The sequence below is a fragment of the Mesorhizobium sp. M0751 genome (assembly GCF_040320265.1).
GTDB lineage: Bacteria > Pseudomonadota > Alphaproteobacteria > Rhizobiales > Rhizobiaceae > Mesorhizobium.
Genome location: NZ_JAMYPH010000004.1, coordinates 1 through 17,606 on the forward strand (window position 1 = coordinate 1; position 17,606 = coordinate 17,606).

At 61.9% G+C, this 17,606-nt stretch carries 19 protein-coding genes; 12 read left to right on the plus strand and 7 right to left on the minus strand.

The window, feature by feature from the left end; all coding sequences use genetic code 11:
* Positions 1-13 precede the first annotated feature (13 nt).
* The gene (locus NKI19_RS07695) at positions 14-289 is read left to right on the plus strand and encodes a helix-turn-helix domain-containing protein (RefSeq protein WP_352951107.1); all 276 of its coding nucleotides are present in this window, start codon (positions 14-16) and stop codon (positions 287-289) included.
* Between the two features lie 316 nt (positions 290-605).
* Here NKI19_RS07695 and NKI19_RS07700 read toward each other — a convergent pair whose 3' ends face one another.
* Both NKI19_RS07700 and fabI read right to left on the minus strand, forming a co-directional pair.
* The gene (locus NKI19_RS07700; RefSeq protein WP_352489597.1) at positions 606-1,193 is read right to left on the minus strand and encodes a histidine phosphatase family protein; all 588 of its coding nucleotides are present in this window, start codon (positions 1,191-1,193) and stop codon (positions 606-608) included.
* A 31-nt stretch (positions 1,194-1,224) separates the two neighbouring features.
* Positions 1,225-2,043, minus strand: coding sequence for an enoyl-ACP reductase FabI (fabI, locus tag NKI19_RS07705; RefSeq protein ID WP_352489596.1), 819 nt, complete (start codon positions 2,041-2,043; stop codon positions 1,225-1,227).
* Between the two features lie 560 nt (positions 2,044-2,603).
* Here fabI and NKI19_RS07710 point away from each other — a divergent pair.
* The 4 genes from NKI19_RS07710 (at position 2,604) to NKI19_RS07725 (ending at position 7,715) form a co-directional block, all read left to right on the plus strand.
* Positions 2,604-4,184 carry a hypothetical protein gene (locus NKI19_RS07710; RefSeq protein WP_352489595.1) on the plus strand — a complete coding sequence of 527 codons (1,581 nt, stop codon included), beginning with the start codon at positions 2,604-2,606 and terminating at the stop codon, positions 4,182-4,184.
* A gap of 85 nt (positions 4,185-4,269) precedes the next feature.
* On the plus strand, positions 4,270-5,289 hold the full coding sequence (locus NKI19_RS07715; protein WP_352489594.1) for a phosphatase PAP2 family protein: 1,020 nt from the start codon (positions 4,270-4,272) through the stop codon (positions 5,287-5,289).
* 9 nt (positions 5,290-5,298) lie between these two features.
* Positions 5,299-6,846, plus strand: a complete 1,548-nt coding sequence (locus NKI19_RS07720; RefSeq protein ID WP_352489593.1) for a S8 family serine peptidase — start codon at positions 5,299-5,301, stop codon at positions 6,844-6,846.
* 167 nt (positions 6,847-7,013) lie between these two features.
* Entirely contained in the window at positions 7,014-7,715 is a 702-nt protein-coding gene (locus NKI19_RS07725; RefSeq protein WP_352489592.1) for an adenylate/guanylate cyclase domain-containing protein, read from the plus strand.
* Between the two features lie 136 nt (positions 7,716-7,851).
* Here the strand turns inward: NKI19_RS07725 and NKI19_RS07730 are convergent, their stop codons facing one another.
* Entirely contained in the window at positions 7,852-8,778 is a 927-nt protein-coding gene (locus NKI19_RS07730) for a DnaJ C-terminal domain-containing protein (protein ID WP_352564752.1), read from the minus strand.
* A 100-nt stretch (positions 8,779-8,878) separates the two neighbouring features.
* The gene (locus tag NKI19_RS07735) at positions 8,879-9,340 is read right to left on the minus strand and encodes an RT0821/Lpp0805 family surface protein (RefSeq protein WP_352489590.1); all 462 of its coding nucleotides are present in this window, start codon (positions 9,338-9,340) and stop codon (positions 8,879-8,881) included.
* Between the two features lie 39 nt (positions 9,341-9,379).
* On the opposite strand from NKI19_RS07735, the gene pdxH reads away from it, so the two are divergent.
* From pdxH to NKI19_RS07755, 4 genes are all read left to right on the plus strand, one after another.
* A complete protein-coding gene (gene pdxH / locus NKI19_RS07740) occupies positions 9,380-9,997 on the plus strand; it encodes a pyridoxamine 5'-phosphate oxidase (RefSeq protein ID WP_352489589.1) in 618 nt (205 codons plus the stop codon).
* 38 nt (positions 9,998-10,035) lie between these two features.
* Positions 10,036-10,188 carry a hypothetical protein gene (locus tag NKI19_RS07745; protein ID WP_352489588.1) on the plus strand — a complete coding sequence of 51 codons (153 nt, stop codon included), beginning with the start codon at positions 10,036-10,038 and terminating at the stop codon, positions 10,186-10,188.
* 3 nt (positions 10,189-10,191) lie between these two features.
* Entirely contained in the window at positions 10,192-10,644 is a 453-nt protein-coding gene (locus tag NKI19_RS07750) for a LysE family translocator (RefSeq protein WP_352489753.1), read from the plus strand.
* Positions 10,645-10,750: 106 nt separating this feature from the next.
* Positions 10,751-11,209, plus strand: coding sequence for a hypothetical protein (locus NKI19_RS07755; RefSeq protein WP_352489587.1), 459 nt, complete (start codon positions 10,751-10,753; stop codon positions 11,207-11,209).
* A gap of 71 nt (positions 11,210-11,280) precedes the next feature.
* Here the strand turns inward: NKI19_RS07755 and NKI19_RS07760 are convergent, their stop codons facing one another.
* Positions 11,281-12,033 carry a crotonase/enoyl-CoA hydratase family protein gene (locus tag NKI19_RS07760; protein WP_352489586.1) on the minus strand — a complete coding sequence of 251 codons (753 nt, stop codon included), beginning with the start codon at positions 12,031-12,033 and terminating at the stop codon, positions 11,281-11,283.
* Positions 12,034-12,086: 53 nt separating this feature from the next.
* Entirely contained in the window at positions 12,087-13,850 is a 1,764-nt protein-coding gene (locus NKI19_RS07765) for an acyl-CoA dehydrogenase family protein (RefSeq protein ID WP_352564753.1), read from the minus strand.
* A 219-nt stretch (positions 13,851-14,069) separates the two neighbouring features.
* On the opposite strand from NKI19_RS07765, the gene NKI19_RS07770 reads away from it, so the two are divergent.
* The 3 genes from NKI19_RS07770 (at position 14,070) to NKI19_RS07780 (ending at position 16,153) form a co-directional block, all read left to right on the plus strand.
* Positions 14,070-14,357 (plus strand): type II toxin-antitoxin system TacA family antitoxin, encoded by a 288-nt coding sequence (locus tag NKI19_RS07770; RefSeq protein WP_352564757.1) that lies wholly within the window; start codon positions 14,070-14,072, stop codon positions 14,355-14,357.
* A gap of 8 nt (positions 14,358-14,365) precedes the next feature.
* A complete protein-coding gene (locus tag NKI19_RS07775) occupies positions 14,366-14,857 on the plus strand; it encodes a GNAT family N-acetyltransferase (protein ID WP_352489583.1) in 492 nt (163 codons plus the stop codon).
* Positions 14,858-14,995: 138 nt separating this feature from the next.
* The gene (locus NKI19_RS07780; protein WP_502899248.1) at positions 14,996-16,153 is read left to right on the plus strand and encodes a glycoside hydrolase family 25 protein; all 1,158 of its coding nucleotides are present in this window, start codon (positions 14,996-14,998) and stop codon (positions 16,151-16,153) included.
* A 21-nt stretch (positions 16,154-16,174) separates the two neighbouring features.
* On the opposite strand, the gene purD is transcribed toward NKI19_RS07780, so the two are convergent.
* Positions 16,175-17,452 carry a phosphoribosylamine--glycine ligase gene (purD, locus tag NKI19_RS07785; RefSeq protein ID WP_352489582.1) on the minus strand — a complete coding sequence of 426 codons (1,278 nt, stop codon included), beginning with the start codon at positions 17,450-17,452 and terminating at the stop codon, positions 16,175-16,177.
* Positions 17,453-17,606 lie beyond the last annotated feature (154 nt).

Here is a 17,606-nt window from a genome sequence, read left to right on the forward strand (position 1 = left end):
GCAGACATAGAAATTGACACTGCAAGCTCCTCAGCTCCTTCAGTGTCACTATCTCTCGCTCATCACCTCAAGCCGCGCCAGATGGGGTCAGCTTGGCGCTTACCTTATTCAGACCAAACTGCCGATTGTCGATATCGCTGTCGCGTGCGGATTTGTATCGGCATCGCATTTTTCGAAGGTATACCGAGAGGCGTATGGTCGCACACCGCAGAAGACACGCATCAGCCGAACTAGCTCTTTCCCGCCGAGCTTGATGCCGCAAAATGACAGAATGATACTTGCCAGCTGAATCGCTGACGGTCGAGGCCTATGCCGTGAAACTCTGCTGGACCTGGCGGGCAGCGGCAAATGGAACGGGCCAAGGCAATCCAACTGGCAGCAGTCGCCCGATTAGTTGAGACCGAGTGCCGCTCCTTGCGTTCCCTCGAACGGAACTTCACTGTCGACGATGTCCGCTTTCAGGCAATGGCGAGGGGATGCTGAGCGGCTGATATGCGGCGCAAAGCGGCTATTCGCGGCTCGCCATATGGAGGTCGGGTCACCTTGCATCGTTCCGACTTGCCTTCAATGCCTGAGAAGGGGCTGATCGTTAAGAGTTTGACCGCTCAAAGCCACTCCAGGCGCCGGCCGTCCAGCCTGAGCAGGCGGTCCTGCGGCACTTCCATGCTGACCGCATCTTGTTCGGGCATCCCCAGCACGAAGCGGAACAGCGCGCGCATGACGCCACCATGGGTCACGCAGACCGTCTGGCGATCGAGCGCGTCGAACCACGGCTTCACCCGTTCGAGCAGCATCTGATAGCTTTCGGCGCCCTCGCCCGGCGGCTGGAAATTCCATTTGTCGAGGCGGCGTTGCCTGGTCGAACCGGGATTGTTCGCCTCGAGTTCGGCAAAGGTGAAACCCTGCCAGTCGCCAAAGCTCAATTCTACGAGCAGCGGCTCGGTACGATAGGCGTGCGGATCGAGCTTCATCGCCGCGCGCAGGCGCTCCATCGTCTCGCGCGTGCGCCGCATCGGGCTGGCGACAAAGTCGAAATCGTCGGGCTTGTCGATGAGTTCGGCCAGCCTGCGCCCGTTGCGGCTAGCCTGCTCGCGGCCAAGCTCGTTGAGGTCGGTATCGGCCTGCCCCTGCAGCCGGGCCTCGGCGTTCCACGCCGTCTGGCCGTGGCGCACGATATAGACGAGCGGGTACATTAGGTCTTCCGGAAGAGGTCAGGCGGTGGCGTCAGTCCTTGACCGTCGAAATATCCGGCGCGTCGACCGCCTTCATGCCGACAACATGATAGCCGGAATCGACATGATGGATCTCGCCGGTGACGCCGCGCGAAAGGTCGGACAGGAAATAAACGCCGGAATCGCCAACTTCCTCCTGCGTGACCGTCTGCTTCAATGGCGAATTGTATTCGTTCCACTTCAGGATGTAGCGGAAGTCGCCGATACCGGATGCGGCAAGCGTCTTGATAGGGCCGGCGGAGATCGCGTTGACGCGGATCTTCTTGGCGCCGAGGTCGACAGCCAGATAGCGCACGCTGGCCTCGAGCGCCGCCTTGGCGACACCCATGACGTTGTAGTGCGGCATTACCTTTTCCGCGCCGTAATAGGTCAGCGTCAGCAGCGAGCCGCCCTCGGTCATCAGCGCCTCGGCACGTTTGGCGATGGTGGTGAAGGAATAGACCGAAATATCCATGGTACGCAGGAAATTGTCGCGCGTCGTCTCGACATAGCGGCCGGTCAGCTCGTCCTTGTCGGAAAAGGCGATGGCGTGGACGAGGAAATCGAGCTTGCCCCAATGGCTGGCGATGTCGGCGAACACCGCATCGAGGCTGGCCGGGTCGGTCACATCACAATGGCCGGCGACATGCGCGCCCAGTTCCGCGGCGAGCGGCTCAACGCGTTTCTTGAACGCCTCGCCCTGATAGGTCAGCGCGATCTCGGCGCCGTGATCGACACAGGCCTTGGCGATGCCGTAAGCGATCGAGCGATTGTTGGCGATGCCAAGGATAAGGCCGCGCTTGCCGGCCATAAGGCCCCGTCCACCCGCCATGTCAGCGCTCTCCGCAAGGTTCTCTACTTCGTGGAGTGCCTATCGCACAGCCACAGTGCCCCTTCAAGCGTTCAAAGCGGACAGTTCGGGGGACAAAGCTGTTGGTCTACAGAGCCGCGCATCCTTTGGACGCGCAAAGAATGCTGTAGCACGTTGACCTTGCAGTCATGGGCCAGTGGAAAGATCGGACACTTGGTATCGGTGTGGCACGGCGGAAGATGACCCTTTGGCCCCGTGGCCGAAGTCACGCTCATGACCCAAACTCAGACAATGGGACCGCCTACATCGAACGACCGCTTGATGTCGCTACCGAGTCCTTCCGTTCGCAGCAGAAATCCCGTCTCGAATCCTTTGCCACGTGTAGGTTTGACCTGACGGAAGCCGAGAATTACAGATAGACTTATATTAGCGGATGATATATTAGGGTACGGGGACGCGAGGGGCCGCTAGTGTACTCGGATGGCCATCCTTTCCTTAGATTGATTGGGCCATTCGCGATTGAGAGCGCGGACGGCGCTGACGTCACGCCGCATGGCAGACGGTCTAAAGCGCTCTTGGCCATGCTCGCCCTGGCACCCAACGGTACGCGGAGCCGAAAATGGCTGCAAAGCAAGCTCTGGAGCACTCGCGGCGAGGAGCAGGGTGCAGCAAGCTTGCGGCAGGAACTGTCCGAGGTTCGGAAGTCGCTCCGCAGCGCCGGCCTTGATCTAATCTCGACCGATCGTGATGTGGTTCGACTCGACGTCGCTTCGATCGGCATCGATTTGAACGATCCGCCCGAAGGCTCTGCCACGCGTGATCTGCTTGAGGGCCTCGATATTCGCGATCCAGAGTTCGAGGATTGGCTTCGTGAGCAAAGAAGCCAATGGCCCCGGCCTCGCACAGTGCCAGCAAACGTCTCTCCTGTTGCCGCGGCAGATCAGTTGTCCGGACAGCGAAGCGCCTCACTTCTGAATTCGTCGCGGCTATGCTTGGGCCTGCTTCGCGATGCCAGGTGGACGGAGGGCTCCGCTAACAGGGCCGTCAGCGACCTTGTCCTGGATCTGGTGGTTCGATCCATCCTGAATTTCGAAGTGGTCGACGTCGTGGATTTTCAAGCGCAGGGACCGCTGACCCAAGCGCCTGACACTGCGCTACCAGACTGGCTGTTGCAAACCAGGGCAACGGTGGTGGGCGACAGCGTGGGCCTGACATTTGCATTAATTGCGCCCGGTGACAGCCGGCTCTTGTGGTCGCATACGGATTTTCTCGAGCTGGCCGACCTGACTGGCCCGGCGAGCCTGAAGCTGATGTCGTTGGTCAATCAGATCGTGTTTTCGATCCTCGAATTCGTTCTCGATCCTAAGTCCATCCGCGACGAGCCCCGACACCGGGCGTCTCGGCTTGCATTGACGGCGCTGCGACAGGTATTCCGCATGCGCGATACGGACCTAGATTCGGCGGAGCGCATGCTCGCTGAAGCATATGAGCTCGACCCGCGTAGCACGTATCTGGGGTGGCAGCTGTTTGTGTTTGTCACCCGCTTTGGCGAGAGACGGGTCGGCCGCTCGGACACCTTTCACGATCAGGTTCGGGAATGCGCCAGTCGCGCCGTCGAAGTGGCCCCCTTCAATCCTATCACCCTAGCGTTGGCCGCTCATGCCCATTCGTTCGTCTTTCGTGAATACGCACAGGCACTGGAACTCGCCGATCGAGCGATAGCCGCTAACCCGCTACAAGCCATTTGCTGGGACATGCGTGCCTTGACGCTCGGCTATCTCGGCGAGGTGACGCGTGGCTATGAGGATGCGATGCGCGCACGTGCACTGGGCGGGCCTCCCCTGTATCGTTACTGCATCGATACCACGTGCTGCATCTTGGCAACTCTGAACGGGCGCTTCGAGGAGGGGATACGTCACGGCGAGCGTGTCCTTGCGCAGCAACCCACATACCTACCCGCTTTGAGATACTCGGCTGCCTGCCACGGGCATCTGGGGCAGACTGTGGAAGCAGTTCGAACTGTCGAACGCTTGCGCGCCTGGGAGCCGGATTTCTCGCTCGAGCTGCTTTCAGAGGAGAATTATCCAATTGCAGGCGTACTCGGAGTTTCGGTTATCAAGAGCGGTCTGTCGCGGATAACGCTGCCAAGGTACGCACCCTAGCGTTGCGTACCGCGGGCGTTGCGTCAAGGCTCCGACCACCAGTTGGCGCGGATCGAATTAGAAGCTTTGGTTGAGGGTGGACATAATGTCGATAATTGATCTTAATAACAAGTTGTTTAACGCCCGCTTCTTAGTCAGTGGATCGGACATAAGGCAATATCCGCTGATATTGGGTGACGCAAAACCCGAAAAATCTCTTGAGGAATACATCAAAAATAAAGGCGGCGAAAAACTGCATCCTTTCGTGTCTATGATGACCAAGAGCAGCGTTCTGTCAATTCAAGAAGAGCAGATCGTGATAACGATTTCTGATGACCCTGTGGAGGGTATCATGCGCCTTTCGCCAGCCTTCCGGGCGGGGCCGAGCGCAGGTCGAGGTCGAGGCAGGGGCAGAGGGCGCGGACGAGGACGGGCACGCGGCAGGGGGCAAACGGCTTTCGAAACTGGCGAGGAGGCTTTGCCGGCGTGGCACGACAAGCGTGCCTTGCACAGGATCGGACTAAGCGTCGCCGACAAATATCTCGGCGCGATCTGGGAGGACATTCTTATTGATCCCCCGCCCGGACCTTCAGAGAGCCTCAGGGAGACAGAAGCGCTTATCGATCTGCAGAAGAGGAGGGAAGGTGACCCGCTGCGGCGCGAGGAGATCGTCCGCCAGGCATCGTTCGGGATTTTGGACTACACGGCACCACTCGGAATAGACACTCTCGCGGGCTTCGAGGGGACATGCGCATTGATTGTTGCGATCCTTGAACTCACGGAGGAGATCGGGCTCAACTACAAAGATCGATTCAATCGGCCACGGCCCAACATCATTGAGCCGAGGCTGCGGCCGGCGCTTCCGGTTCCTTCGCACGCTTCCTACCCGTCCAACCATTCATTTCAGTCATTTGCGGTGGCGAACGTTCTGCAACGGATGTTGCCCGAGCACGCCGGCGTAACCGCGCTTTATGAGCGCGCCCGCCGGGTGGCCGAGAACAGGGAATGGGCCGGGCTGCACTACGCCAGCGACACCGATGCCGGCGAGGAATTGGCTGCGCGCATTTCTCCATACTTGGTGGACGCGATGGATGAAACGATCCGACGCGCCCAGAGCGAATGGTAGGTGGGTGCCATGACGGACGACATCAAGAAGGGCGAAGGCCATCTTTGTTATGACTGGTATCACTACCTGTGGCACCTGATCGCAATCGGCGCCTTACGTGATCGTCCGCGCATCCCTGAAGCGCGGTTGCCGCACGAGGCCGCATACCTGCTGGAGGCCGACGCCTGGGATTTGTTGGGTACTGACAAGCCCGGTTACGGCGAGGTTATTGCCCAGATCGATACGGGGGTGAACTCAAGCCATCCCAATCTCGAGCCTCGTATCCGTGCTGCGGTCAGCTTCGCCGCTCACCCTTTCGGATTGAGTTACGTCACACCCAAGCAGCAACCGCCCGTCTTGCGAGGGCCGGAAAAAAAGCAGAGCAAGAGCTTTGTGGGCGACGATACCTGGGCATGGGCGGCAGGCCTGATCAAATCGAGAAACAATGCGCAGGAAGTCGAGGTTCAGAAATCGCTGCTTCGAGCACTGAAAGATGGGCGCGGCGTAATTCAGGAGACTGCTGAGACCTCGCGTATGCGCTACTCAGCGCACGGGACCGCCTGCGCTGGGCTGATGGTCGGCGCCCCTGCGGCCTCGCCCGCGAAGTTGAGGCAATTTAGCAACGGTGAAGGCGCAATACCTTATTGGGGGGTCGCCCCAGGCGCTGAACTCCTGCCGATCGAGATTTCAGCACGGCCCGACGCAGCGCAGCTCATTCTGGCGTTCCTCTATGCCCGCGACCAGAAGGTTTCAGTCATACACTTTCCCCGGGAAGTACCCGATCCATGGCGAGCGCACCGTTCGTATTCTGGATATGGCGACAGCAGATATACTTCGGTCGAACAGGCAAAGCCGATTTGGGATTATTTCGAGAAGGTTTTCGAGGCGATCAGCGAGGAAATCCCCATCATCTGCGCAGCCGGCAACAATGGCTACGACCATCTGATTTACCCGGCGAGCAAGGCGGGCGAAAGCAACGGCGTGGTTGCGGTGGCGGCCGCCACCTATCTGGCGAGACGTTCAGCATATTCCAACTACAGCGGCGATCCGACCGACAATTCCGTCACCATTTCCGCGCCGTCCGACGACCAGGAGGTGTGTACGCGCTGCCAAATACGGCTGGACCGTGAGTCGCCGCGTTCACGTGACCACAATTTCGAGATCTACGAGAAGCTCCCCCAGGTTGAATACGCGCCGCAGGGCGTGCTCACCACCGACATCCCGGGCCACCACGGCTATTCCGGCGGACAGCTGGAAGGGATCCAGCCACCGCGCGTCGAAAGCAGAGACCGCGCCGGGCTCTACACGGTATTTGGCGGAACATCTGCAGCCTCGGCCATCGTCGCGGGAGCAGCCGCTTTGTTGCAGTCGAAACATCGATCCACAGGTAGGCCGCTCAACGGCATAGAGGTTAAGGCGAAGATGACCCAGTCGGGCGCAAAGGAGGTTTCATGGGCTTGGCTTGAAAAAGCTGACGTTCCGATTCTACCGGACAGCCCTAATTGCGAGAGAAGGGTGCCTTCGTTCGATCAGCAGTTTGGAGCGGGGCTGCTTGACCTCCGTAAGTTGCTGAGTTGAGGGTCCCGCCGAATTTGACTAAAAAGGTCGGCTGCAAGCCGCTAAAGCCGGGACCGAATGGATTTCTGACGCAATTCTGACGTGCCTGCCACGGCGGGCTTACGATCCGCCTACGCCGTCCAGTCATATTCGAGCGACGTTTGAAACCGCTCGGGGACCGGACTCCAATGCATCCGATCACTGCCTATACGAATTCACAGACTGACCGCGTGCTCCCGTCATTCGGCATGGGTGAAACGAAATTCCAGCGCGCCATCGCCACGATCATGTTTACCGACGTGGAGGACTCGACCGGCTTGGCGAGCGCGCTTGGCCTGGTCGAAACCACGCGATTCATGATCGAGCACTTCACGTTGACCCGCCAGGTCGTGGTGGCCCAAGGGGGGATCGTCCAAAACTTTACAGGCGACGGCGTGCTAGCTCTCTGGCTGGGGAGCGAAATGACGCCCAGCGAAACGGCGCTAAAGGCGCTGGCCGCCGTCGCGGAACTGGTACCGGAAATCTCACTCGGCAACGCTTGGAAGCGCTCAATGGGCTCCCTGTCGCGCCGCATCAGGATCGGCCTACACTCCGGCGAGGTGATGTTCGTCAACGATCGCCAGTGGGATTTCTCTTTTCTGGTCGGCTCGGAGGTAAATTTCGCCCGCCACGTCGAGCAGGCTGGCAAGAGGGAGAATGGCGCAGGCGTCGACGCGCTGGTGATGGTCAGCGGTGCGACCCTCCACCTTGCTGGCCTGGCGACTGCATCGATCGACCCCTACAAGCTTGTGCGGCTAACCCCCGCCGAACTGGCTCATCGCCAGTCGGTCGACTGGCGTCGGCCGTGTTCGCGAAGCAGAACTATGGCGCGTGCAAATGTCGGCCTTTGAGGCGTTAGCTGACGTTGAACCTACTTCGGCCAAATGGCGGCTCCTGGCGCTGGTTGCTCGTTTCCTGTCGATAATCGACGGCATGAAACTCATGTCCGCTTTCCACACATGGTATCAAGCGCTGGCCTTTCGACCGTCAGCCCTTTCGTCGGCGCATCAGCGCCTCGAGCTCGGCGTCGCCGCCTCCCGGCAGCATCAGCCGCACATGCGCGTAAAGGTCGCCGTGACCGCCGGCTTTTTCCGGCAGGCCCCTGCCCTTCAGCCGCAGAACCTTGTCCGAGCTCGACCAAGGGGGGACGTTGACCGCAATCCTGCCGGTCGGGGTCTCGACCGCCACTTTGGCGCCAAGCACCGCATCGGCCAGTTCCACCGGCAGGTCGACATGCAGGTCGCGGCCCTCGACGCGGTAGCGCGGGTGCCGGCGGAAGCGGATCTTGACCAGTGCATCGCCCGGCTGCCCCGGTCCTTGCTCACCCTGGCCTTTCAACCGGATGGTCTGACCGTCCTCGACATAGGCCGGCAACTTGACCGCCATCTTGCGGCCGTCAGGGAACATCGCCGTCACCTTCTCCGCGGTTGCGGCCTCCTCGATGGTGACGTCCAGCGTCACGTTGAGGTCGGCTGCCGTCGGCATCCGGCGGCCGGCGCCCATGCCGGCACCGCGCTGCTGGCTGAAAGCATCGCCGAAGATCTGGCTGAAGATGTCGCTGTTGCCGTCGAACGGATCACCGCCGGGACGGCCGGTGCGGAATTCGAAATGCGCGCCGCCCGGCCCTTGCTGCCGGCGGAAACCGGCGAAAGGATCGGCGCCGCCGGCCGCGCCTTCGAACCCCTGGAACCGCGGTTTGCCTTCGGCGTCGATCTCACCGCGATCGAAAGCCACCCGGTTCTTCTCGTCACCGACGATCTCGTAGGCCTGGTTGGCGGCGGCAAAACGCTCCTTTGCCTTGGGATCCGGATTCTGGTCCGGATGATACTTCTTGGCGAGCTTCCGGTACGCCGATTTTATGTCCTTGGCCGATGCGTTCTTGGCAACGCCCAGCACCTCATAGGGGTCGCGCATGCTTACTGCCCTGGAGAAGGAGTGGTTCCATGATCGCCTCCTATATGCGCTTGCATAGGAAGAAATTCCAGTGGCTTACCACTATGTCACCGGCGGAAAATCAGAGCGCTTCGAAATCCTGCATTCGCCAGGCGCTGCCGCCGGCCAGGCATACTTCGCCTTTGAACAGCGCGACGCCGTCGAAGCTTTCGCGTGACGCAGTGAAGCGGCGGCATGTCTCGCCGTTAGCCCTGAATTCCGCGAGCTCGGTGATGGAGCCGCGCGAGCCGGTGTCGGCATTCGCCCAGGGAACGGCCTGCCCGGCCAGTTGCTCGACGTCGGCCGAGGACACGGCGTTGCGGATCGTGGCCTGGTCGGAGGCGCGGTCCTGATCGAGCGGCGTGACCGAGGCCGGCGTGCTCGAGGTCAGTATCGAGCGGTCCACCTCCGCCTGCTCCAGGCTGAAGCCGCCCCCGCCACAGGCGGCAAGCGGAAGAATGATTGTCACGATCATGGCTTTGACGCTGGCCGAAGCGATAACGCTCCATTGCCCACTGTCAAAAGCTTGCGCGATACGCGACAATCGGCAATCTCCCCAACCGGCGACAAATTTGGGAAAACTATGAGCGAAACCGGGTTAACAAGCGGTGACTTTACCGAGGCGGCGGAGCCGTTCCGGCTTTTTGCGGCGTGGCTCGACGACGCTACGAAGAGCGAGATCAACGACCCCAACGGAATGGCGCTGGCGACGGTCGACGCCGAGGGCATGCCGAACGTGCGCATGGTGCTGCTCAAGGGCTTCGACGAGGGCGGCTTTGTCTTCTACACGAATCTCGAGAGCGCCAAGGGCCGCGAGATTCTTGGAAGCATGAAAGCGGCGATTTGCTTCCATTGGAAATCGTTGCGCAGGCAGGTGCGGGCGCGCGGCCCGGTGGAGATCGTCACAGACGCCGAAGCCGATGCCTATTACACGACCCGTCCGCGCGGCAGCCGCATCGGCGCCTGGGCCTCCAAACAGTCGCGGCCGCTGGAAAGCCGCTTCGCGCTGGAAAAGGCGGTCGCCGAATATACGGCGCGCCACGCGATCGGCGACATCCCGCGGCCAAAACACTGGTCGGGCTTCCGCATCGTGCCGCAGACCATCGAGTTCTGGCATGACCGTCCGTTCCGGCTGCACGACCGTGTCGTGTTTTCGCGCAACGCCGAGAGCGGCTGGGACAAGGTGAGGCTTTATCCCTAGGGGACGACGCCGCGCTGTTCCAATCGCAGGAGTGACCCATGAGCCTGTTCCTGGCATTTCTTGGCGTCTCGTTTGTTGTCATCGCAACACCCGGGCCGGATACCGCCATCACCATTCGCAACGCGCTGCTTGGCGGACGCGCAGGCGGCGTGTTCACGGCGCTCGGCATCTCCAGCGGCCAGACGATCTGAGCACTGGCCACCAGCGCCGGTATCGTCGCCCTGCTTGTCGCTTCGGAGCCACTGTTTCTTGCCGTCAAATATGCCGGTGCTGCCTATCTCGTTTATCTTGGCGTCAAGGCACTGCAGGAGGCGTTGCGGCCGCCCCAACAGCACGAGGCGGCTTTCACCACAGCAAACGCCTTTCGCCAAGGCCTTACCAGCGATCTCGGCAATCCGAAGATGGCCGTGTTCTTCGCCAGCCTCCTGCCTCAATTCGTGCCCCCCGGTGGAGAGACCTTCACTGCGCTGCTCGGCCTGGGGGCAGTCTTCGCCGTCATGACCTTTGCCTGGCTGACGCTTTACGCAACGGTCGTCGCCAAGGCAGGCGATTTCCTGCGCCGGCCGTCGATCCGCCGCGTCATCGAGGGCGTGACCGGAATGGTGCTGATCGGGCTCGGCATCCGGATCGCGACCGAGCACCGGTGACGGTTGAATGGTTCCTGACGAACCATGCATAGTGAACCAAGGGAATGTGCACGCCGCCCAGCGGTGGCCCCAGGCCTTGTGAGTCGCTTGGCACCCAGGTCAGGCCATGGCGCCTGCGCAGAACAACCCAGAACTCCCCGGGCTACAGAGACCTTGTGCTTCCAATTCCCACTATCACGATCTCGTGTGCGTGAAACGTTCCAGCATGCCGGAACGAACCAGGGAAGGGCTCAACGCGCCGCTGGCGCAAATTCAGGAGGAAGCAATGCATTCACTCAGGTTGGTCACGATGGCCGGTCTTGCCTGCCTTTTCGCTTCGCAAGCCTTTGCGGAGGACGCGATGGGGACAATGACAGTGATGAAGGGTGGGGAGGTCATGGCGATCATGCCCGATGGACATATGGGCACCATGATGCCCGACGCGAAGATGAGCGCCGAAATGATGAAAATGGCGAAACCGATCAAGCATTGCATGATGTTGATGACCGACGCCAAAGGCAAGACATTCATGATCGACACGTCTTCGGCAAAGGCCCAGGCCGAATGTAAAAAAATGGCGATGTGATAAAGAGATCATGGCAAGAAACCCGCCGGTTGCTGCCGGCGGGTCCACGATGCCGGACAAGGCCAGATGGTCTAGGCCTTTTTCCTGGTCATGAAGGCCGTCAAGGCCGCGCGGGCCTCGTCGGATTTGAGCCGCTCGCGGAAATGCTGGCTTTCCTGGCCGATGCGCTCGACAAGGGCCTCGCGCGAGCCGCGCATCAGGTCTCGCGCGATCTTCAGCGCTTGCGGCGGCTTGGCCGCGATCTGGCCCGCCGCCGTCAATACCGATGCTTCGAGTTCCCCCTCCCCGACCACCTCGTAGATCAGCCCGGCGGCCTTCGCCCGCTCGGCCGAAAAGCCCTCGCCGAGGCCAAGCAGCGCGAAGGCGCCTTGCCGGCCGAGGATCTGCGGTGCGAGCAGGCTCGATCCTGCCTCCGGCACAAGGCCGAGATCGACGAAGGGCGTCCGGAATATCGTGCGCGGGGTGGCGAAGGTCAGGTCGCAATGCAGGTTGAGCGTGGTGCCAATACCGACCGCAATGCCGTCGACGCCGGAAACCATCGGCTTTTCCACCTTGGCCAGGGCCATCAGGAAATCCCAGACCTCGGTACCGCCTTCGCCGCCCGAGGCGACGACCATGAAATCGGCAAGGTCGTTGCCGGACGAGAAGGCGCCGGGCACGCCGAGAAAGACATGGACGCGGATCGCCGGATCGGCGTCGCCGCCGGCAAGAGCCGCAGACATCGTCGCGTACATGGCGCGGGTCAGGGCGTTCTTCTTGTCCGGACGGTTGATACGGATGATCTGGATGGCGCCCTGGCGTTCGACGAGGATTTGGTCTGTCACGGATTGGTCCTTTGCGAATTTCGGGCCGTTGTGAATTTCGGGCGTTGCGAACGTCAGGCTGAAATCAGCGCCTTGGCGGCAACGGCAAGGCTGTCGGCGCCGCCGATGACGCGCTCCTTCAGCGCGCCCGCTTCGCCAAGCAGGTTCTCGGCGAAGAAACGGCACAGCGCGATGCGGCTTTGGTCGGCAAGCGCGCCGCGTGCCAGATAGGTCCCACCAGCGGCAAGCGAGATCAGCCTGAGATAGGGTGTGGCGCCGGCCAGCGCATCGTCCGAACGGCCTTCGGCTTGCAGGTCTTGCAGGAAACGGCTCGCCTGTGACAGGTCGTCGAGCGCCTGGTCGAGGCGATCGGCGGTGCGGCCGAAGCCTTCGAGGTTCGACGCTCGCACCGCATCGGCGACGGCCTTGAGTTCGGCGATATAGCCATGCACATGCCGGCCGCCGCCGAGCGGCAGCTTGCGCGTCACCAGATCGATCGCCTGGATGCCATTGGTGCCTTCGTAAATGGGCGCGATGCGCGCGTCGCGATAAAGCGCTGCGGCCCCCGTCTCCTCGATGAACCCCATGCCGCCATGCACCTGCAGCCCAAGCGAGGCGACTTCGACGCCGACATCGGTGGAAAACGCCTTGGCCAGCGGCGTCAAAAGATTGGCGCGCTCCTGCCAGTGCTTTGCATCCTCGCTCCGCGACGCGAGATCGATGGCGTGGGCGCAGGAATAGCAGATGGCGCGGCCAATCTGGGTCAGCGCCTTCATGGTCAGAAGACTGCGCTGGATGTCGGGGTGATGCACGATCGGCGCCATGCCGGCACCGCGATAGCTCGCCGCCTTGCCCTGCCGGCGGTCGTTTGCATAGGCGAGCGCCTTCTGCGTCGCCGCCTCGGCGACCGCGACGCCCTGTATGCCGACGGCAAGGCGCGCATTGTTCATCATGGTGAACATGCAGGCGAGGCCCTTGTTCTCCTCGCCGACCAGCCAGCCGATCGCGCCGGGCCTGCTGCCTTCGAAGCCATCGCCATAGATCATGGTGCAGGTCGGCGAAGCGTGGATGCCCAATTTGTGCTCCAGCCCGGAGCAGAAGACGTCGTTGCGTGCGCCCGGCGCGCCATCGTCGCCAACCAGGAATTTCGGCACCAGGATCAGCGACAGGCCGCGCGTGCCGGGCGGCGCGTCCGGCAGCCGCGCCAGTACCAGATGGATGATATTGTCGGTGAAATCGTGCTCGCCATAGGTGATGAATATCTTTTGCCCGAAGATGCGGTAGGTGCCGTCGCCGGCCGGTTCGGCGCGGGTTTCCACGGCATTCAGGTCCGAGCCTGCCTGCGGTTCGGTCAGGTTCATGGTGCCCATCCATTCGCCGGAGACCAGTTTTTCCAGATATCTGGCCTTGAGTGCCGGCGAGCCATGCTTGTCGAGCGCTTCGACCGCGGCCATGGTCAGCGTCGGGGCGATGCCGAACGCCATCGAGGCGGAGTTCCACATTTCGAGCGCGGCGACGCCGAGCATGGCCGGCAGCGCCTGGCCGCCATACGCTTCCGGCGCGGACAGCGCGTTCCAGCCGCCGCCGATCCAGCGGCGATAAAGTTCTTTCCAGCCGGGCGGGGTAGTGACGGCAGCGCCGCTGAGCACCGCGCCGTGCCGGTCGCCGACCGTATAGAGCGGCGCCACCTCCTCGCTGGCGAAGCGGCCGGCCTCTGCCAGAATGGCGTCGACGAGGTCCTCGCCGAGTTCGCCAAAGATGGCGGCATCGAGCGCCGGCTTCAGGCCGGCGACATGTTTCAGGGTGAAGGCGATTTCCTCGACCGGTGCCCGATACATGGCGTTCGCTCCTCCTCAGCCCAGCGGGTCAACTTAAGACCCGCGCCGACGCAAAACCATCTGCTTTTGGAATTCCCAGCCCATCTTCTTTTTACGTAAACGTCAACTTTTGTCACGCGGATTTTGCAGTTGCTGCCTCGCCTCAAAATTACAAGTCGGACGACGCACTTGATCTGTACGGCTAATTCCCGTACAAGTCGTCCATCAGGGGTGACGATAATGCCAAACCAACAGACGCGTACCGCTCGTCTCGAAGCTCGTATTTCGCCGGATATTCTGGACGTGGTGAAACGCGCCGCCGAAATCCAGGGCCGCAGCGTCAGCGACTTCGTGGTCGCTGCCGCTCAAGAGGCGGCTCAGCGTACCATCGAGAGCACCACCATCATGCGTATTTCCGTCAAGGATCAGCGCGCCATGATGGAGGCAATTCTCAATCCGCCCGAGCCCAATGAAGCACTGCGCAAAGCTGCCGACGCCCACAAGCGCCTTGTCATCGAATCCCGGTGAATTTCGCCGTGATCATCGAACCGCTCGGCGGATCGCATGATCGCAAGGCTTTCAGTTGTGGGGTGTCGGCGCTCGACCGTTATATCCGGGAGCAAGCCAGCCAAGATGTCAAACGCCGAGTCGGCAATTGCTTCGTTGCCGTGGATCGCGATGACGGCGCGATCGCCGGATACTACACTTTGGCGGCGTCGAGCATACCAATCGCGTCCTTGCCTGACGAACAGACAAGACATCTGCCACGCTACCCGGTCCTGCCTGCGATATTGGTCGGCAGGCTGGCCGTCGATGCCCGATACCAGGGGCGGCGGATCGGGTCGGCGCTGATCGTGGATGCGCTACGACGCAGCGTTGGCGCTGCCCCGGCAGCCTTCGTGTTGATTGTCGATGCAAAGGATGACCAGGCGGTCGCGTTTTATCGCAAACATGGCTTCACCTCATTTCAGAGCCGCCCGCCATCACTGTTCCTGCCCATAGCAACAGCGTTGAAACTATTTGGCTGACAATCGCAACCATCGCTTTCCTCTAGAGGAGCACCAAGGGTCGCTTCGCCTGCGCTCCAACTCGCCCCCTCGGCACCCGAAGCATTTCCTTAACCATGGCGGCTCAGGATTGGGCTTTGGCCAGCAAGGACCTGCTGTTTGAAAACGCCGGCGCATCCCCTTGTCCGCTCAGCGCTTCTCCTTGTCGCCGCGATGACCCTGGCGCTGACGCCGGCAAAGGCCTCGGATTTCTCCGAACCGTGGAAGGATGCGGACCGGGCGCTGGTCGTCGACGCCTACGAATACAATTCCATCGACTGGACCCGGCTGGCCGCCGACAAGCGTCTTGTCGGCTTCATCAACAAGGCATCCGACGGAATGCCGCCACCCTATTTCTGTTTCGGCGACGAGACCGAGATGCGGCTATGCAAGACGCTTTGGAAGCGCCATGCGATGGCACAGGAACTGTTCCAGACGCGCAAGGTGGTGGCCAAGGCGCTGGGCCTGAAATGGGGTGCCTATCATCTCGCTCGCCCCGGCAACCCCGTGGGACAGGCCAATAATTTCATCAATTTCGTGAAACCCGGGCCGGATGACCTGCTTGCCCTCGACATCGAGGACGATGATCCGACGCAGTGGATGTCGCTCGAGGATGCCGAGGAATTCGTGCGCCATGTGCATCGTCGGGTTGGCCGCTTTCCGGTGCTCTACACCAACGGCACGACAGCCAGGCATATCGCCGGCAACCAGTATAAATACCCGCTCCTGTCCCGGCTGCCGCTGTGGTATGCGCGCTACAAGCCAGACATCGGCGTGCATTTTCCGATGGGCAACTGGCAGGGTTATGCGCTCTGGCAGTTTTCGGCGCGAGCAAATTGCGGCCGGTTCCGCTGTCCCTACAGGGTCGCGGGCACACCCAACGATATCGACGTCAGCGTCGCGCCGATGAACGCGACGGAATTGCGCGCGCAGTGGCCGTTCGGCAGCCTGATCGACGTGCAGCCGGATTATCTCGCCTTGATACCGGTGCCGCTCTCACGCGAGGCGGGGCTCGCCGGCACTGCCATGACCTACGCCACCGTGGCAGCACCCCCGAGCCTCGAGCAACTGGTCGCGGTATTTAGAAGGCGCTTGGCCAAATTCAGCAGCGGCTTTCAAATGTCTACGGCCAAGACGGCACCGAGCCTTCCGCGCGGGATTGCCGAATATGTCGCCTGGACGCGAAACGAAGAGCGCCTGGCATCGGTGTCTGGAATTGCCCCCACCGCCGATGCGGTCAGCAGCGTCTCGACCGGATTCGATCGGGGCCTGCATTGAGCTCGAGGGCCGCCTCAAGCGTCAGTTCGACTGCTCGCGCGCCACTGCCAGCCAGCCAATGTCGCGGCGGCAAAAGCCTTGCGGCCAGTCGATCCGGTCGAGCGCGGCGTAGGCCTTCTTCTGCGCCTCGCCGACGGTGCGGCCGGTCGCCGTGATGTTGAGCACGCGACCGCCATTGGCGACGAGTGCGCCGCCGTTGATGGCGGTGCCGGCATGAAATATCTCGACGCCCTCACCTGCCGTCGCCTCGACGCCGCGAATGACCGAGCCCTTTTCCGGCGTGCCGGGATAACCCCTGGCTGCCATCACCACGGTGAGCGCCGCCTCGTCGCGCCAGCGCACCGAAGTATGCGCCAGCTGGCCGTCGGCGGCGGCGTTGAGCAGGACGAGCAGATCGTCCTTCAGCCGCATCATCAGCACCTGGCATTCCGGATCACCGAAACGGGTGTTGTATTCGATCAGCTTCGGCCCGTTGTCGGTGATCATCAGCCCGGCGAACAGCACGCCGGAAAACGGCGCGCCTGTTTCAGCCATGCCGCGCATGGTCGGCTCGACGATCTCGCGCATGGTGCGGTCGATCATCTCCGGCGTCATCACCGGGGCCGGCGAATAGGCGCCCATGCCGCCGGTGTTCGGGCCAGTGTCGCCGTCACTGAGGCGCTTATGGTCCTGCGCGGTACCGAAGGGCAGCGCGGTGGTGCCGTCGCACAGGCAGAAGAAACTTGCTTCTTCGCCGATGAGAAACTCCTCGACCACCACTTCCGCGCCGGCCTGGCCGAAGGAGCCGTCGAAACAGGCGTCGAGCGCGGCCAGCGCCTCGTCAAGCGTCATGGCGACGGTGACGCCCTTGCCGGCAGCGAGGCCGTCGGCCTTGATGACGATCGGCGCACCCGTCTTCTCGACATAGGCCTTGGCCGAAGCCAGATCGCCGAAGCGGCCATAGGCGGCGGTCGGGATGCCGTATCTGGCGCAGAGGTCCTTGGTGAAACCTTTCGAGCCTTCCAGCCGTGCCGCTGCCTTTGACGGGCCGAAGACGCGGATTCCCTCGGCGCGCAGGTCGTCGGCAATGCCGGCGACCAGCGGCCCTTCCGGCCCGACCACGACGAGGTCTATTTCATTCCCGCGGCAAAACCGGACCACCGCTGCGTGATCGGTAGTATCGAGCTTCACCAGTTCGGCTTCGCGGCCGATGCCCGGATTGCCGGGAGCCGCGTAGAGCTTGGTCAGCAGCGGCGACGCCGCGATCTTCCAGGCAAGCGCATGTTCTCGTCCGCCGGAGCCGATCAACAAAACACGCATGCCCAGATTCCTCGTCATTCCAAGACCAGGACTGCGCTATTGCGCCGCGCGCGACGGGTCAAGACATTTGGCTGGCGAAGCGCCGATTGCGCGTGGCGAGCGTGCGGGGCCTGCTTGACGCTTGACGGCATTCGCCTCTGCTGCCACTCCAGCA

Excerpts from the sequence above, each read along its gene's own strand:
- NKI19_RS07745 (WP_352489588.1), top strand. The coding sequence starts at position 10,036 with ATGAGCCTGTTCCTGGCATTTCTTGGCGTCTCGTTTGTTGTCATCGCA.
- fabI (WP_352489596.1), bottom strand. The coding sequence starts at position 2,043 with ATGGCGGGTGGACGGGGCCTTATGGCCGGCAAGCGCGGCCTTATCCTT.
- NKI19_RS07765 (WP_352564753.1), bottom strand. The coding sequence starts at position 13,850 with ATGTATCGGGCACCGGTCGAGGAAATCGCCTTCACCCTGAAACATGTC.
- NKI19_RS07720 (WP_352489593.1), top strand. The coding sequence starts at position 5,299 with ATGACGGACGACATCAAGAAGGGCGAAGGCCATCTTTGTTATGACTGG.
- purD (WP_352489582.1), bottom strand. The coding sequence starts at position 17,452 with ATGCGTGTTTTGTTGATCGGCTCCGGCGGACGAGAACATGCGCTTGCC.
- NKI19_RS07710 (WP_352489595.1), top strand. The coding sequence starts at position 2,604 with ATGCTCGCCCTGGCACCCAACGGTACGCGGAGCCGAAAATGGCTGCAA.
- NKI19_RS07700 (WP_352489597.1), bottom strand. The coding sequence starts at position 1,193 with ATGTACCCGCTCGTCTATATCGTGCGCCACGGCCAGACGGCGTGGAAC.
- NKI19_RS07730 (WP_352564752.1), bottom strand. The coding sequence starts at position 8,778 with ATGCGCGACCCCTATGAGGTGCTGGGCGTTGCCAAGAACGCATCGGCC.
- NKI19_RS07715 (WP_352489594.1), top strand. The coding sequence starts at position 4,270 with ATGTCGATAATTGATCTTAATAACAAGTTGTTTAACGCCCGCTTCTTA.
- NKI19_RS07725 (WP_352489592.1), top strand. The coding sequence starts at position 7,014 with ATGCATCCGATCACTGCCTATACGAATTCACAGACTGACCGCGTGCTC.
- pdxH (WP_352489589.1), top strand. The coding sequence starts at position 9,380 with ATGAGCGAAACCGGGTTAACAAGCGGTGACTTTACCGAGGCGGCGGAG.
- NKI19_RS07770 (WP_352564757.1), top strand. The coding sequence starts at position 14,070 with ATGCCAAACCAACAGACGCGTACCGCTCGTCTCGAAGCTCGTATTTCG.
- NKI19_RS07755 (WP_352489587.1), top strand. The coding sequence starts at position 10,751 with ATGGCGCCTGCGCAGAACAACCCAGAACTCCCCGGGCTACAGAGACCT.